Origin of the sequence: Belliella filtrata, from assembly GCF_022549775.1 — a bacterium.
GTDB lineage: Bacteria > Bacteroidota > Bacteroidia > Cytophagales > Cyclobacteriaceae > Belliella > Belliella filtrata.
On sequence record NZ_JAKZGP010000032.1, the window covers coordinates 1 to 15380 of the forward strand.

Annotated in this window: 15 protein-coding genes; 7 read left to right on the forward strand and 8 right to left on the reverse strand. The window is 37.2% G+C overall.

Annotated elements, in window-relative coordinates; all coding sequences use genetic code 11:
- The first annotated feature begins 287 nt into the window (after positions 1–287).
- From MM239_RS12445 to MM239_RS12455, 3 genes are read left to right on the forward strand one after another with little or no spacing between them, the layout of a single operon-like run.
- Positions 288–761, forward strand: coding sequence for a hypothetical protein (locus tag MM239_RS12445; RefSeq protein ID WP_241348574.1), 474 nt, complete (start codon positions 288–290; stop codon positions 759–761).
- Positions 758–2179 (forward strand): CCA tRNA nucleotidyltransferase, encoded by a 1422-nt coding sequence (locus tag MM239_RS12450; RefSeq protein WP_241348575.1) that lies wholly within the window; start codon positions 758–760, stop codon positions 2177–2179. The genes MM239_RS12445 and MM239_RS12450 overlap by 4 nt, the downstream gene beginning before the upstream one ends.
- Before the next feature lie 6 nt (positions 2180–2185).
- Positions 2186–2893 carry a tetratricopeptide repeat protein gene (locus MM239_RS12455; RefSeq protein WP_317235636.1) on the forward strand — a complete coding sequence of 236 codons (708 nt, stop codon included), beginning with the start codon at positions 2186–2188 and terminating at the stop codon, positions 2891–2893.
- Positions 2894–2948: 55 nt separating this feature from the next.
- On the opposite strand, the gene MM239_RS12460 is transcribed toward MM239_RS12455, so the two are convergent.
- Positions 2949–3515, reverse strand: coding sequence for a DinB family protein (locus tag MM239_RS12460; RefSeq protein WP_241348576.1), 567 nt, complete (start codon positions 3513–3515; stop codon positions 2949–2951).
- A 120-nt stretch (positions 3516–3635) separates the two neighbouring features.
- Here MM239_RS12460 and MM239_RS12465 point away from each other — a divergent pair, with 120 nt between their 5' ends.
- A complete protein-coding gene (locus MM239_RS12465; RefSeq protein ID WP_241348577.1) occupies positions 3636–3968 on the forward strand; it encodes a zinc ribbon domain-containing protein YjdM in 333 nt (110 codons plus the stop codon).
- Between the two features lie 123 nt (positions 3969–4091).
- The gene (locus MM239_RS12470) at positions 4092–4520 is read left to right on the forward strand and encodes a LytR/AlgR family response regulator transcription factor (RefSeq protein ID WP_241348578.1); all 429 of its coding nucleotides are present in this window, start codon (positions 4092–4094) and stop codon (positions 4518–4520) included.
- Between the two features lie 30 nt (positions 4521–4550).
- On the opposite strand, the gene MM239_RS12475 is transcribed toward MM239_RS12470, so the two are convergent.
- Entirely contained in the window at positions 4551–5774 is a 1224-nt protein-coding gene (locus tag MM239_RS12475; protein WP_241348579.1) for an S-adenosylmethionine:tRNA ribosyltransferase-isomerase, read from the reverse strand.
- 191 nt (positions 5775–5965) lie between these two features.
- Here MM239_RS12475 and MM239_RS12480 point away from each other — a divergent pair, with 191 nt between their 5' ends.
- Positions 5966–7045: an o-succinylbenzoate synthase gene (locus MM239_RS12480; protein WP_241348580.1), complete on the forward strand. Its 1080-nt coding sequence runs from the start codon at positions 5966–5968 to the stop codon at positions 7043–7045.
- Positions 7046–7106: 61 nt separating this feature from the next.
- On the opposite strand, the gene MM239_RS12485 is transcribed toward MM239_RS12480, so the two are convergent.
- From MM239_RS12485 to hutG, 5 genes are all read right to left on the reverse strand, one after another.
- Positions 7107–7298 carry a cold-shock protein gene (locus MM239_RS12485; protein WP_241294145.1) on the reverse strand — a complete coding sequence of 64 codons (192 nt, stop codon included), beginning with the start codon at positions 7296–7298 and terminating at the stop codon, positions 7107–7109.
- Between the two features lie 102 nt (positions 7299–7400).
- On the reverse strand, positions 7401–8435 hold the full coding sequence (gene asnA, locus MM239_RS12490) for an aspartate--ammonia ligase (RefSeq protein ID WP_241348581.1): 1035 nt from the start codon (positions 8433–8435) through the stop codon (positions 7401–7403).
- 279 nt (positions 8436–8714) lie between these two features.
- On the reverse strand, positions 8715–9230 hold the full coding sequence (locus tag MM239_RS12495) for a gamma carbonic anhydrase family protein (protein ID WP_241348582.1): 516 nt from the start codon (positions 9228–9230) through the stop codon (positions 8715–8717).
- Between the two features lie 102 nt (positions 9231–9332).
- Complete coding sequence (locus MM239_RS12500; RefSeq protein ID WP_241348583.1) at positions 9333–11966, reverse strand: valine--tRNA ligase; 2634 nt, start codon at positions 11964–11966, stop codon at positions 9333–9335.
- Between the two features lie 69 nt (positions 11967–12035).
- Positions 12036–13004, reverse strand: a complete 969-nt coding sequence (gene hutG / locus MM239_RS12505; protein WP_241348584.1) for a formimidoylglutamase — start codon at positions 13002–13004, stop codon at positions 12036–12038.
- A gap of 193 nt (positions 13005–13197) precedes the next feature.
- On the opposite strand from hutG, the gene MM239_RS12510 reads away from it, so the two are divergent.
- Positions 13198–13689, forward strand: a complete 492-nt coding sequence (locus MM239_RS12510; protein ID WP_241348585.1) for a glutathione peroxidase — start codon at positions 13198–13200, stop codon at positions 13687–13689.
- Positions 13690–14021: 332 nt separating this feature from the next.
- Here MM239_RS12510 and MM239_RS12515 read toward each other — a convergent pair whose 3' ends face one another.
- Positions 14022–15350, reverse strand: a complete 1329-nt coding sequence (locus MM239_RS12515; protein ID WP_241348586.1) for a Gfo/Idh/MocA family protein — start codon at positions 15348–15350, stop codon at positions 14022–14024.
- Positions 15351–15380: the final 30 nt, after the last annotated feature.

The window sequence follows — 15380 nt, forward strand, 5'->3', positions numbered from 1 at the left end:
TCTATTTAATATAGCGGCCTTTTTTGTTAGTTTTACAATAGTAATATTTAGCTGAGGTAAAGATAAGCAAGGATGCCGTCCTTTGCCAATTCTTTACCTCTTTTCTTAACTTGACAAAGTAGGGTTAGCTAAAATGTTTGATTGAGAATACCTTTCAATCTGCATTGATGGTCAAGCTCTACTAACTTTAATATCTATGCAACCTTGTTAAGCAGGATTATCACTTTTTAGCCTATTAAGTCTTAATTCCCAATAATCTGCTGTATTTTTGGGAAAATTTTAATCACGTGGAAAATACTGCAGTAGCCAAATTACTTAAATCAAAAGGGGAAATCACCATCAAAGAAGGCAATGGAAGATTGATGCAGCTTGTGCTTCCCTCTCATTGGGTATCAAATGATCAAGACAAAAAAGCTGTATTCCTTTTGTACGAACTATTTCAAATAAGGTCTTTAACAGAACAGTTTTCTGAAGTTTCATTGGATATAGTAGATTATGCCACAAAAGCAACCATCTATCAATGTCCTGTAAATAGAGTTCTTAATCAGGGGCCTATTATAAATGGAAGGGTACGTTTTTCATTGATCAGAAATGATTTTTGGAATAACTTACTTTTTGCTATTTCTCAACCAGTAGTGTTTGTAGAGGTAGAAAAAGCTTCGATTGATTTTGAGATAAAAGAAAGATTTCCACTTTATGGACCTGATGTTAAGGAGATTTTCTTAAGTCCAGATGGTGATGTGAAGATTATAAAAGGATGAATTTCAAGGAAAAATTAGAAGATCAAGATATATTTAGGCGAGTTGGAAGGATTGCTGATGAAATGGGGCTTGAGACCTATGTAGTAGGCGGCTATGTGCGAGATTTAATACTGAATAGGCCAAGTAAAGATATCGATTTTGTTTGCGTAGGTCCTGGAATAGATTTAGCCACCAAAGTTGCAAGTAGTTTTGATGACCATGTTCCTCTTTCAGTATTTAAAAATTTTGGCACCGCCATGATTAAATTGGAAGACTGGGAAGTAGAGTTTGTGGGGGCAAGAAAGGAATCTTACAAATTTGATTCAAGAAAGCCAATCGTAGAAGATGGTACACTTCAAGAAGACCAAGAGCGAAGGGATTTTACGATAAATGCAATGGCTATCTGTGTCAATGAAGCTAGATATGGAGAGCTTGTTGATCCATTTGGTGGTGTAGAAGATATCAAGCGTAAGTTGATCAAAACTCCCACTGATCCAAATATTACTTTCTCTGATGACCCACTTCGGATGATGAGAGCTATTCGTTTTGCTGCACAGCTCAATTTTGATATAGATCCAGATACTTTTGATGGAATCGTGAATAATGCAAATAGGTTGAGTATCATCTCTGGAGAGCGAATCATCGATGAGCTAAATAAAATGATCTTGGTAGATAAGCCATCGTATGGATTTAAGCTTTTGTTTGCTAGTAAGTTACTGCATGAGTTTTTCCCTGAAATGGTGGAGTTGCAAGGGGTAGATTCTGTGGGGGATAAATCCCACAAGGATAATTTTTATCATACTTTACAAGTGTTGGATAATATTTGTACGATGACAGATGACCTTTGGCTAAGGTGGGCTGCTATCATGCACGATATAGCTAAGCCACCTACCAAGCGCTTTAACAAAAAGGTAGGTTGGACTTTTTATGGACATGAAGATAAGGGAGCTCGAATGACTCCTGGTATTTTCCGAAGGCTTAAGTTACCTATGGATGAGCGGATGAAGTTTGTGCAGAAATTGGTAAAGTTACATTTGAGACCTATCGCTTTGGTAAGTGATAAGGTCACAGACTCAGCAGTTCGTAGGTTGCTTTTCGATGCTGGAGATGCTATAGATGATCTTATGAAGTTATGTAGAGCAGATGTGACTTCCAAAAATAACAACAAAGTCCAGCGTTATCTTGCGAATTTTGACAAAGTTGAACAGAAGATTTTGGAAGTAGAGGAGAAAGATCAAGTAAGAAATTTTCAGCCACCTGTTTCTGGAGAAGAAATTATGTCTATTTTTGGAATCGAACCTTCGAGAATTATTGGTGAATTGAAAGAGGATATCAAAGAAGCCATTTTAGAAGGGACCATCCAAAACAATAAAGAGGATGCTTTGCAGTTATTATACCGCTTAGCCGAACTTAGGGGATTAAAACGTAAAATAGATTAAAGTAACATGATGAACAAAATGAGATTGCTATTGGTGTTGTTGGTGATGGCTGCTTTTCCAGTGTTGGCTCAAGAAGAGCCTGCACAAGAGGTTTCTGAAACCATTAGAAAAAGAAATGAGACAGACCAGAGAATTTACCAACTTGCTATCAGGTACAATGATATGGCAGTGGCAAGGGTGAAATTGATGGAGCTGTTGGAAAGAAATCCAACCAACTCTAGGTATGGTGAGCTTTTGGCTACACTTTATTTTGATACAAATCAATTTAGTTCTGCTGCGATTTCTGCTTTGGATGTATTGCAGGTGAATGACCGTAGTATTGAAGCTTTAGAGATAGCAGCTTATTCTTTAGAGCAAATTGGGGCATTGGAAAGATCTTTGACTCAGTTTGAAAGACTCTATCTTTTGACAGATGATATCTTTGCTTTGTACAAGTCTGCTTATTTGCAGTTTAGCTTGAAGAAGTATGATGAGACGATGAATTCTATCAATATGCTTGTGAAAAATGCGAAATCTGCAGAAGAGAAGCTTGGATTCCCTGTATCAGACTCTGAAACTCAAGAAATAAGCATGAAAGCGGCGGCTTTGAACTTGAAGGCCTTGGTCTATGTAGAGCAAGGGAGTAAAGAAGATGCAAGAAATGCATATCAGGAAGCCATAGCATTGGAGCCTGACTTCAAACTAGCAAAGGATGGACTTGCTGAATTGAAATAATTGCAAAAAAATAAACAAAAAAAGGTTAGCTAAATCGCTAGCCTTTTTTTGTTTATTAAGCTTTGATTTGGTTCAAAACATTTAATGCTTGAAAGATGTGTCGTTTTTCATGCGCTATGATAATTTCAATAGCTTGCTTTAATGAATAGACGATCAATTTGTTTGCTGGGGAATGGATGATCGTTCCATTTTCAACAAAACTTTCCATTTCTTTGATATAGTTTGCTAATTCTGCTTGGTGTTTTTCAAATTTCCTGATGATATCAACACTTGTATCGGCTTGTATTTTGGGTTGCCATTGAGGGAAAGTTTTCACTTTCTTTTTGTTGTCTACAGAAACTGACTTCATGATCATGTTTCCAAGAATTTTTGGAAAAAAGCCTATTTTACTTACAAACGCTGCTTGAAAAGTTCCTGATTTTAACTTTTTGAAAATCAAGAAATAGCTGCTGTTCAAAGTGATCAAGTGATCCAGATTTTCAGCAATGCTCCAGCTTGATGAGTTTGGTTTGGTGTAAAGCAATTCTTGACCAATCGACCCAAAATGCTGCTTTACAGACTTAGTGATTTGCTTGATTTCTTCAATTTGTATATCCGTTTGTGACATTCTTTCAGCTTCCATTTAAGTATTTTGTAAAGATAGGGTATTTTTTGCATCATGTTTTGTAAGAGTTATCCATGGATATATTGAAATCCAGTGTCTAGGATGATCTTTATAAAACTTCTACCTTATCTTTGTCAAATGATAAATATTCCACCTTGCCCAGCCTGTAGTTCTCCATATGGATACGAACTTGAAGGTAAATTAGTATGTCCTGAATGTGCCTTTGAGTGGATCATTGAGGTAGATGATATTGAAGAATTTCGAGTAAAAGATGCAAATGGTACACTTTTACGAAATGGAGATACCGTTTTGATTGTAAAGGATTTACCAGTTAAGGGTGCACCTAAGCCGATAAAAGCTGGTACCAAAGTTAAGAACATTAGACTAGTAGAAGGGGATCATAACATCGATTGTAAGATAGATGGCTTTGGATCAATGGCTTTGAAATCAGAGTTCGTGAAAAAATCTTAAAATAATTACAAATTTTTTAAACAAATTTTAAACTTATTGTCACTTGAAAAGTTTATAGATTGTTAGAATTATAAAATCTGGTTTCTGACTGAATAGATTGAGTTTACATCATAGGTGAGAGATATGAAAGAGTTATTAGAAAATCATCGTTCCAATGGGAATGGTACAAAAGAAAGGGAAAAAGAAAGCATTAAAGGTAACCTTGATCAAAATCTTTTGATCAAAGATTCAATTTTTGTAAGAAATAAAGGCAGTTTGGTAAAAGTCAAATTCAAAGATATACTTTGGATGAAAGGTGATGGAAATTATACTACACTTGTGACTAGAGATAGTGTCTATTCATTGCGAAATATCTTAAAGGATTTCGAAGCAGTACTTCCGGAGGGAGACTTCTTAAGGATTCATAAAAGCTATATCGTAAGATTAGATGAAATTGTCTCTATCAATCCTCGAGAGATAATGGTGGGTAAAGATACTGTACCAGTGGGTAGAACATATTACCAAAACCTTATCAATGGTATCAATAAACTGTCTTCAAGCGGTAACGAGTAACCATAGCCAAACTGAGTAAAAGATTAAACTTTAACTAATTCCTTTCCAAAGTAAGCTGCTGTCTCCATAGCTAAGAAATCGATATGATCTTTCGAGAGCTTGATCATATATTTTTTTCCATGCCCCTTCAGTAAATGCTGCAACAAGTAAAATTAAAGTCGATCCTGGTTGATGAAAATTGGTAACTAGTCCGTCACATACGCGAAAGTCGTATCCTGGCATAATGAATATTTCTGTGCTACCAGTGATTTCTTCTAGATTTTGATTATTCATCATTTCTAAAATTGCTTCAAAACTTTCTCTTCTAGAAGGTAGGTTACCATGTTCTTCATAAGGGTAAAGTTTGGGTATCATGAAAAAATCATCTTTTCCTTTTATAAGCATCACGCCATACCAGTATAAGCTTTCTAAGGATCTCATAGAGGTAGTGCCCACAGCTATGATTTTATCGTTTTGCTGGGCAATCTGCATGATGGTATGCTTAGTTGCTACGATTTGCTCGCTATGCATTTCATGTTCAGTAATCTTTTCAGCTTTGATAGGCTGAAATGTTCCAGCTCCAACATGGAGTGTAAGAAAATCTTGTTTTATTTGATTTTTTTTCAGTGCAGCTAGAACCTCTTCTGTAAAGTGAAGGCCAGCCGTAGGAGCAGCCACTGCACCTTCCTTTTTGGAATATACAGTTTGATATCTAGGCTTGTCCTCTTCTGTAGCTTTACGATTCAAGTAGGGTGGGAGAGGTACTTCACCTGATGCCTCTACAATGTTCACAAAAGGGATATTGCCATTCCAGGTAAACTTAACTAGTCTATCACCTCTGTTTTCTAATATAGCGGATAGCTTTATTGAAATTCCATGATGAATGATTTCTCCTGTGAGTATTTCTCCATCTTTCCATTTTTTTTGGTTTCCGATCATTACTTCCCAGTTCACCGTTTGTGTTTGGAGCATTACTTCATTGATTACAGTGGTTGGGGCAATAGGTTTAAGTAGAAAAATCTCAATTTTAGCACCAGTTTCTCTTTGAAAAATTAGCCGTGCTGGTATTACTTTGGTATTATTGAATATCATTAGACTTCCCGATGGTATCAATGTCGTAATGTCCTCAAACTGTAAATGGCTAATTTCACCATCCTTAAATTGAAGAAGCTTGGAGGCATCTCTTTTTTCTAAAGGGAATTTGGCTATTTTATCTTCAGGTAAGGTATATTCGTAATCGGAAAGTTGTAAACTATCAATTATATCTTTGTGCATTCAGTATGGAGCTTTCAAGTTGTGCAAATCGACTTCAAATATAATTGATAGATGAACGCTTTCGATGAGAATCGACATAAATTCATGTTTCGGATCATTAATAATTGATTTGTATTAGTTAAAGACCATTTGAATGAGATATCTCCATTCAAAAAGTTCAATTATTTAAGTAATAAAACTTCTAACATAAAATGAAGAATATACGAAGTCTACAATTCAATTATCAAAAGTTGATACTCGATTTCAAGTTTGAAGCAGGTACTTCAAGGGGAGTTTTGAATCAGAAAGTAACATACATTATATCAGTCAATGAGAAATCAGTAAAAGAAAAAGTTGGACTTGGAGAAGCTGGACCTTTACCTAAGTTGAGTATAGATGATTTAGATGGCTTTGAAAGTATGTTGTCTCATATCCTTCAGCAATTGACAGATGCTAATCTTTCTGTTTCTATAGATGAAATAAATGATGTTGTCGATCAATTTGTACCAGCAAGCCTTCCAAGTATTAGGTTTGCGGTTGAGACGGCACTTATGGATCTTTTTCATGAGGGTGTTCGCACTATTTTCCCAAGTGGTTTTGTGAAAGGGGAGCATGCAATTCCCATCAATGGGCTTATTTGGATGGGGGATAAATCTTTCATGCTTGAGCAAATTGATCAAAAACTTAGAGAAGGTTATGATTGCATCAAAATGAAAATAGGAGCTATAGATTTTGAGCAAGAATGTGAATTGCTAGGGTATATAAGGAAGCATTTCGATGAAGAGAAAATAACGCTTCGTGTGGATGCTAATGGAGCTTTTGGAGTGGGTGAAGCATTGACAAAACTAGAGGTTCTCTCTGAATATAAGTTGCATAGCATAGAGCAGCCGATCAGACAAGGACAAGTGGAGGCAATGAGGGAACTTTGTAAGCGTACGCCCTTACCAATTGCTTTGGATGAGGAATTGATTGGTGTGCATGGTATTGAAGATAAGCGTAGTCTTTTGGAATCCATCATGCCTCAATACATAATTTTGAAGCCTACACTACTAGGAGGATTTGCCTCATGTGATGAATGGATTCGAATAGCTGAAGAGTTGAACATTGATTGGTGGATGACCTCCGCTTTGGAAAGTAATATTGGACTCAATGCCATTGCTCAATATACGGCTATCCTAAAAAATAGTCTCCCGCAAGGGTTAGGTACAGGGCAGCTTTATCATAACAATATAGCTTCACCACTAAAAATTGTTTCTGGAACATTGATCTACGATCAAAATGAAACTTGGTAAAAATAAAAATGGCTCAAATCTTTCGATTCGAGCCATTTTTTAGGTTGTCAATGAATATGTATTATGCTAATTTTACATTCACTGCGTTAAGACCTTTTCTTCCTTCTTTAAGGTCGAAAGTTACTGCATCGTCTTCTCTGATTTCGTCAACCAATCCTGAGATGTGTACAAAATACTCTTTAGAAGACTCATCTTCGATGATAAAACCGAATCCTTTGGACTCATTAAAAAATTTAACTTTTCCTGTGTTCATGATATTGTATTGAATTAATTATGAACCAAAGGTACGCATAGTTTCTTCAATAAAAATTAAATTGAAGAATATTTTTTTGCGAATCTTTAGATATGCCAAAATTTAGATTAAATCTATTCCGATTTCTTTGCAAGTTGTGATGATTTCTTCTGACCAAATGCCTGCCTGAACCTCTCCAATGTGGGTTTTTTGCAATAAAAACATACAAAGTCTTGATTGACCGATTCCACCACCAATGCTTTCTGTAAGTTTTCCTTCTAATAAAGATTTATGAAAAAGAAGTGACTTTCTTGAAGATGCACCAGCAATTTCTAGTTGATTTTCAAGACTTTCTGAATTTACACGAATTCCCATTGAGCTTAACTCAAAGGAATTTTGCAATACGGGATTCCAAACAAGGATATCTCCATTCAATCCAACGTACCCATCTGTATTTATACTACTCCAATCATCGTAATCTGGAGCTCTACCATCATGTGATTCCCCATTGGAAAGCTTGCCACCTATTCCAATCAGGAATACTGCTCCATATTTTTTTGCAGCTTCGAATTCTCTCTCTTTTGGCGTTGCATTAGGAAAGTCTCTTAGCAATTCTTCACTATGCATCATGTGAATTTTTTCTGGCAATGAAGGAGTAAGTCCTTGGTATTGCTCGAACAAACTCACTTCAATTTCTTTGATCGTTTCATAGATACTTTCAACCGTGCTTTTGAGATAGTTCAAGTTACGATCATTGGCATCTATAGATTTCTCCCAGTCCCATTGATCTACATATAGTGAATGGATCGGAGAATAATCTTCATCAGGTCTCAATGCCCGCATGTCAGTGATAATCCCTTCACCTTTCGGGAAGTTCAGCTGTGACAAGGTCCACCTTTTCCATTTTGCAAGAGAATGCACTACTACAGCAGATTTATCTCCTTGATTTTTGATAGGGAACCTAACAGGTCTTTCAATTCCATTCAAATCGTCGTTGATACCAGTACCATCAATGATTGCAACTGGACAACTTACTTTGAAAAGGTTTAATTTTTCAGAAAGTCTTTTAGGAAAATTGGTTTTGATGTAATCTAAAGCAGCTTCTGTAGCTCTTCTGTCTAAAATAGATTGGTAACCTTGGGTTTGAGTTGATGTCATGTTTGTTTTATTTTCAATGAATTGCTGACAAAACTATAAAAATGACAATGAAATCAAATATCTTTTGGGGATTTTGTGGCAGGTTAATGAAAAAATGAGGGAGGAAGCAAGAGACAAGGGATTAGAAATAAGACAAAGTGTCAAAAGTTTTTCTAGCTAATATCCTTGTGTCTTTAAATTAGAGGTGAGAATCGTGATATTAAAAAATGGAGATAGAGGGGTGAAGTGTGAAGTTCGGGTGTTGGAAAAGTATTTTTCACTAATCTCAAACCTTATGTCTCATGACTCTTTATACCAGGCTGCATACATGGGGTAGTTATTGGCGGTTCTTTCGATTACTTCAAGCATTCCCGGACCTGTGGTTTTCACTTTTTTGGCAGGCATACCTGCATATATAGAGTTAGCTTCCACGATCGTGCCAGCCAAAACTACTGCGCCAGCGGCGATAACTGCTCCTGAGTGAATCACAGCATGATCCATTACTATAGCTCCCATGCCTATCAAAACATTGTCGTGAATGGTACAACCATGTACTATGGCATTGTGTGCTATAGAAACTTTATTGCCAATATAAGTACCTGCTTTCTGATAAGTACAGTGTATGACAGCACCGTCTTGGATATTGGTATGGTTACCAATTATAATTTCATGTACATCGCCTCTCACTACTGCATTGAACCATATTGTACAATTGGTACCCATGGTGACATCACCCACTATGGTTGCATTATCGGCAAACCAGGAGTTTTCTCCCCATTTTGGTTGCTTTCCGTTGATCGATTTGATTAGTGCCATTGGCTGGTTGATTTTTGTGATTTCTCAAATCATCAACCTTTACATTGACTTTCTCTAATTTTGAATTAGATCAAAGTTTGTAAAGGTTGATGTTCTCTAACTTTATAAGCCTAGTTTAGCGAATGCTTCTTCCAAGGTCTTGATTTTAGCCTCTGCATCAGCTTGTTTTTTTCTTTCATTTTCGATTACAGCTGCAGGTGCGCCAGCTACAAATCTCTCATTACTGAGTTTTTTCATTACCGAACTCAGGAATCCTCTTGTATAGGTAAGCTCCTTTTCGATATTGGCTTTTTCTTCTTCAGGGTTCACTTGGCCTTCCATTGGGATAAAACATTCATCCGCCTTTACTACAAAGCTTACTGCATTGTCTATCCCTTCACCAAAGTTTACTTCATTTAAGTTCGCCAGTTTTTTCAAGACTATATCGAACCTCTTGTATAGTTCTGGTTGGGAAGTTTTGATCGTCAAGGAGAAAGTTTCTTTAGGGGATATTCCTTTTGATGCCCTCGTGTTTCTTACTTGAGATACCACATCGAATACTTGAGTAGCTTCATTGATGATTTGTATATCAAAAGGACCAACCTCAGGCCATGAGGCAATGATCAAAGCTTCATCTGTTTTCCTTTCTTTGATCTGATGCCAAAGTTCTTCTGACAAGAATGGCATAAAAGGATGTAAGATTTTTAGAATTTCTTCGAAAAACTGTATTGTCTTGGCATGAGTCAGTGGGTCAATAGGTGCCTGATAGGCAGGCTTGATCATCTCAAGATACCAAGAGCAGAAATCATCCCAAACCAACTTGTAAGTAGACATCAAAGCATCGGAAATTCTAAACTTTTCAAAATGGTCTTCAATCTCCGTGAGTGCTTGATTGAATCTATTTTCAAACCATTTGATCGAAGCTTCGTTTTCTTTTCCCGTTAGACTATTGTCAATTTCCCATCCACTTACCAATCGGTATGCATTCCATATTTTATTTGCAAAATTTCTTCCTTGCTCTACCAGTTTTTCATCAAATGGAAGATCATTTCCAGCAGGAGAAGAGAAGAGCATACCTGTACGAACGCCGTCAGCTCCATATTGCTTGATCAACTCAAGTGGGTCAGGAGAGTTTCCTAAAGACTTTGACATCTTTCTTCCTTGCTTATCCCTTACAATTCCAGTGAGGTATACATTTCTGAAAGGCTTTTCACCAGTATATTCATATCCAGCGATGATCATTCTAGCTACCCAGAAAAACAAAATTTCTGGTGCTGTCACCAAATCATTGGTTGGATAGTAGTATTTGAGGTCTTCGTTTTGTTGGCCAGTAGAGAATACTTCTGAGTCAAATACCGAAATCGGCCAAAGCCAAGAAGAGAACCATGTGTCTAGTACATCATCGTCTTGAATGAGATCAGAAATAGAATAAGAAGCATCATGATGTTTTTGAGCAATTTCTAAAGCTTCTTGTTTTGTTTTGGCTACAACATATTCGCCATTTGGGAGGTAATAGGCTGGGATCTGATGCCCCCACCAAAGTTGACGAGAAATACACCAGTCTCTCACATTTTCCATCCAAGAGCGATACATGTTCTTGAATTTTGGAGGGTGAAGTTGGATCACATCTTCCATCACTGAGCTCAATGCTGGTTTGGTAATGTCTTCCATTTTCAAGAACCACTGCAAAGATAGCTTAGGCTCTACCACAGCGTCAGTTCTTTCGGAGTGACCTACGTTTGATTTGTATTCTTCTATTTTTTCAAGCTGCCCGATTTCGTCAAGCATTTTACCCACCTTTTTCCTAGCTACGAACCTGTCTTCTCCGATTAGAATTTGCGCTTTTTCGTTGAGTGTACCATTATCATTGAGAATGTCGATGACCTCCAACTTGTGCTTGATGCCGAGTTCGTAATCATTGATATCATGTGCAGGTGTCACTTTTAAGCATCCAGTACCAAACTCCATATCAACATATTCATCTTCAATGATAGGAATAGCACGATTTATCAATGGAATGATTGCTTTCTTTCCTTTCAGATGAGTAAATCTCGGGTCATTAGGATTGATACATATTGCTACATCCGCCATGATGGTTTCTGGCCTGGTAGTAGCGATGGTAAGGAAATCATTTGTGTCTTGAATTTGATACTTTATGTAGTATAGTTTAGACTGAATTTCTTTCATGATCACCTCATCGTCAGAAAGCGCTGTCTTTCCTTGAGGATCCCAGTTGACCATTCGAATTCCACGGTAAATTTTACCTTTTTTGTGAAGGTCTACAAAAACAGATACCACTGCATTGCTAAGGTCTGCATCCATGGTGAATTTGGTCCTATCCCAATCACATGATGCTCCTAGCTTTTTCAATTGCTCTAGAATGATCCCGCCGTACTTTTCTTTCCATTCCCATGCATACTTTAGAAATTCTTCACGAGAAAGGGATTTTTTATCTATCCCTCTTTCTTTTAGCATTGCCACTACTTTGGCTTCGGTAGCAATAGAAGCATGGTCAGTTCCTGGTATCCAGCAGGCATTTTTTCCTTGCATCCTAGCTTTTCTGATTAATACATCCTGGATCGTATTGTTGAGCATATGCCCCATATGCAATACTCCTGTGACATTTGGTGGAGGTATGACTATGGTATAAGGCTCTTTTTTGTGATCTACTTTAGAGGAGAAAAAACCATTTTCCATCCAGTAAGCATACCATTTTGATGCAGCTTCTTCAGGATTGTATTTCGTAGCTAATGACATATTTATAATTAATGCGCTTGTTTTAAAACTTCAAGCCGCAAAAATACAAGAATTTCCTTAGTCTACCGATCATTCGTAGATTTTCCTAAGCGTATACTCTATGCATCGAGCAGCCAGCTTGGCTGTGGTAAGGTCTATATCGTAGCTTGGATTGTATTCTACTACATCCATACTGATCAGTTTCCCACTTTTTGCAAGTATTTCCAATACTTGTAAGGCAAAGCTTGGCTCAAAACCCATTGGTGAACTAGCGCTTACTCCTGGTGCATATGCCGAGGCAAAGCCATCTAAATCTATGGTGAGGTACACTTTATCTACTTCATCCAAAAACTCTTTTAAAAATAAGGCAGACTTGTCCCAGTGAAATAAATTGCAATGCTCAGAAGCCATCCATGATACATTATTGTTTTTGGCAGTTTCGAACAGTGAAATAGGATTGGCAGCATTTTGTATTCCCATACATGCGTATTTGAGTGTGGTATTCTTCTCAATGGCATACTCAAGAAGTTGGAGGAATGGTGATCCTGAATGAGCCTTTCCATTTACCAATGGTCTCAAATCAAAATGTGCATCTAGGTTTAAAACGCCTAACTTTTGACCAGTAGAAGCTAGGTGATCAATCAAGGCAGATCCATGTGGAAAAGATAAATCATGTCCGCCTCCTAGGATAATGGGGAAGTAATTCTTGCCTAGAAGCTGTGTAATTGTACTCTTGGTGAGCATATGCATTTCTTCTAAATCACCTTCTTCCATAATTATGTTTCCAAAATCCTGTAAGTTGATGTCTTGAGGTAAGTGATAAGCCATGCTTCCTAATACGTTTTTGATTCCATCTGGCCCTGATGATGCTCCCATACGACCTTGATTTCTTCTTACCCCTTCATCTACAGCATACCCAAGGAGTGCTAAGTTTTCGCTATATTTCTCTAAATTTATTTTCAAATCTTCTACACAGCGCACTTTCTGATGCCAATATTGTATTGTGTCAGCTTGTCTTCCTTTCCAAAATAAAGGAGGTGTAGATTTATGGTTTTTCATTTGATTTTATTTGTTGAAATACAATCTGATTTTTTCAGTAGACACTAATATATGTACATGTTTTTATAATTCTTTCAAATAAATCAAATAGGTCACGAACTAAAAAGTTTTGCAATTCGATTTTAGAACTGTAAATGAATGGATTGATAACTTTCTTGAATTTGGTTTGTTAAAGTAATAATTAGATGATTTTATGGAAAATAGGTTTTACGATTTCAAAGCTGAAGATATTAAAGGTCAACAGCAATCAATGGAACAATATAAGGGTAGGGCGGTACTCATAGTGAATACTGCAAGTAAATGTGGTTTTACGCCCCAGTTTGAAGGATTGGAAAAGTTGCATCAGAAATATAAAGATCAAGGTTTAGTGATTTTAGGTTTTCCATGCAATCAGTTTGGAAGTCAAGATCCTGGAAGTGAAGGGGAGATTGCAGAGTTTTGCCAAATCAATTATGGTGTCAGTTTTCCGATGTTTTCGAAAGTGGATGTAAATGGAGATGAGGCACATCCATTATTCAAATACCTCAAAAGCAAATTGAAGGGAGGGATATTTGGGTCTAAAATCAAGTGGAATTTCACCAAGTTTCTCTTGGACACCAATGGTCGACCAGTGAAGCGTTATTCTTCAATCACAAAGCCAGAAGCAATCGAGAAGGATATAGTAAAGCTTTTAAAGAAAAAATAGTTAGGGCTTGCTGAAAAACGCTATCTGGAGAAAAAATCTTTTAAATTTTGACCAATACCTCATTTACCAGGTATTGCCTTTTTAAGCAGGTGCAAGCTTATTCTATGATCTTGCTGAATTTGTGTACACTTGAAAATTTCTAAACTCGAAATTTTCAGGCTAGTCTCAGGGATACAATCCCTGAGACTTTTTCAGCAAGCCCTAGTTAACAGCTTCTACAATTAATTTGCAGAAGCTGTATTTTCTAAATGCAGAATGAAATTTTAAATATTTATATAGGAATACTCATAAGTTAAGGTTGATAAATCCTTAATTTGAGTAATTCGTTGAATTTAAACTTTTGGTAGCTTCCAGCCATTGTGATACTGTGCTTTAATGAGTTTATTAGCTTCTTTGTTAGTGAATAAACCTTTCTGTTCATCCCAGTAGATTTTTTCTCCTGTTTTATAAGCAATATTTCCCATATGAGCATTGATCGCAGCGACGCTACCAGTTTCTACACCACAATTGAGAGTTGCAGGAGTGTTGTTTTTTATGGACTCAATGAAATTTGTCATATGATTGTCCATAGCATTGCCTTGAGGTTTGACCCTAGAAACGGCTTCTAGTTTTGGTTTGTCTCCGTCTTTTTCAGAGATCACTTCCCATCCACCTCTATTCACGACAAGTGTGGCATTGTTGCCTATGAAAGCGATTCCCTCGGTATAGCCGTAGTTTCCGCCATCTATACCTGTGGCGTGTTCCCAAAGCATATTGAACCCATCATATTCATATACTGTCTGTAAAGTATCAGGTGTTTCGGATGCATCATCAGGATAAGCAAGCTTTCCACCTGAAGCCATTACTGATTTTGGTGCTTTGACGCCCATGGCATAAAGTGCAATGTCGATTTCATGTACTCCCCAATCAGTCATCAATCCACCAGCATAATCCCAAAACCACCTGAAGTTGAAATGAAAACGATTTTCATTGAATGGTTTCTTGGGGGCTGGTCCTAGCCACATGTCATAGTCAACCCCATTTGGTACTGGCCCATTGTTTTTGACAGGGACAGGATTCATCCAGCCCTGGTAAGCCCAGCATTTAACCAAGCGTATATTTCCAAGTTGTCCTGATTTGACAAAGTCAATAGCCTCACTGTATTGAGAGCCACTTCTTTGCCATTGTCCCACTTGTACTATTTTACCATATTTATTGGTTGCATCTACCATGATACGACATTCTTCTATGGAGTTGGCTAGAGGTTTTTCTACATAGGCATGCTTTCCAGCGTCTAAGCTATCTACAAGGTTCAAGCAGTGCCAGTGATCTGGTGTGCCGATCACTACTACATCAATGTCTTTATTTTCGAGCATTTTACGGTAGTCTTTATAGGTTGCTGGCTTTTTGCCTCTCGCTTTTACTACATCTGCAGACCGCTGATCTAGCACACTTGAGTCTATATCTGCTAGCGCAATACAGTTTACCTCTGGAATTTTAAGTAGAGCATTCATGTTTGACCAGCCCATGCCTTTGCAGCCTATCAGACCCACATTGATTTGGTCATTTGGACTTATTCTTGAGGTATTTCTGAAAAATTCTTCTGCCGAAAGTATCGTAGGCATACTAAGTCCGGCTGTGGCTAAAAGACTTTTTTGTAAAAACTTTCTTCGTGCATTCATAGGTTTATTGTTAAGGTTAATTGAGTTTAA

Excerpts from the sequence above, each read along its gene's own strand:
- asnA (WP_241348581.1), bottom strand. The coding sequence starts at position 8,435 with ATGACATCAACTCAAACCCAAGGTTACCAATCTATTTTAGACAGAAGA.
- MM239_RS12515 (WP_241348586.1), bottom strand. The coding sequence starts at position 15,350 with ATGAATGCACGAAGAAAGTTTTTACAAAAAAGTCTTTTAGCCACAGCC.
- MM239_RS12475 (WP_241348579.1), bottom strand. The coding sequence starts at position 5,774 with ATGCACAAAGATATAATTGATAGTTTACAACTTTCCGATTACGAATAT.
- MM239_RS12495 (WP_241348582.1), bottom strand. The coding sequence starts at position 9,230 with ATGGCACTAATCAAATCGATCAACGGAAAGCAACCAAAATGGGGAGAA.
- MM239_RS12455 (WP_317235636.1), top strand. The coding sequence starts at position 2,186 with ATGATGAACAAAATGAGATTGCTATTGGTGTTGTTGGTGATGGCTGCT.
- MM239_RS12500 (WP_241348583.1), bottom strand. The coding sequence starts at position 11,966 with ATGTCATTAGCTACGAAATACAATCCTGAAGAAGCTGCATCAAAATGG.
- MM239_RS12470 (WP_241348578.1), top strand. The coding sequence starts at position 4,092 with ATGAAAGAGTTATTAGAAAATCATCGTTCCAATGGGAATGGTACAAAA.
- hutG (WP_241348584.1), bottom strand. The coding sequence starts at position 13,004 with ATGAAAAACCATAAATCTACACCTCCTTTATTTTGGAAAGGAAGACAA.
- MM239_RS12450 (WP_241348575.1), top strand. The coding sequence starts at position 758 with ATGAATTTCAAGGAAAAATTAGAAGATCAAGATATATTTAGGCGAGTT.
- MM239_RS12460 (WP_241348576.1), bottom strand. The coding sequence starts at position 3,515 with ATGGAAGCTGAAAGAATGTCACAAACGGATATACAAATTGAAGAAATC.
- MM239_RS12480 (WP_241348580.1), top strand. The coding sequence starts at position 5,966 with ATGAAGAATATACGAAGTCTACAATTCAATTATCAAAAGTTGATACTC.
- MM239_RS12510 (WP_241348585.1), top strand. The coding sequence starts at position 13,198 with ATGGAAAATAGGTTTTACGATTTCAAAGCTGAAGATATTAAAGGTCAA.
- MM239_RS12465 (WP_241348577.1), top strand. The coding sequence starts at position 3,636 with ATGATAAATATTCCACCTTGCCCAGCCTGTAGTTCTCCATATGGATAC.
- MM239_RS12485 (WP_241294145.1), bottom strand. The coding sequence starts at position 7,298 with ATGAACACAGGAAAAGTTAAATTTTTTAATGAGTCCAAAGGATTCGGT.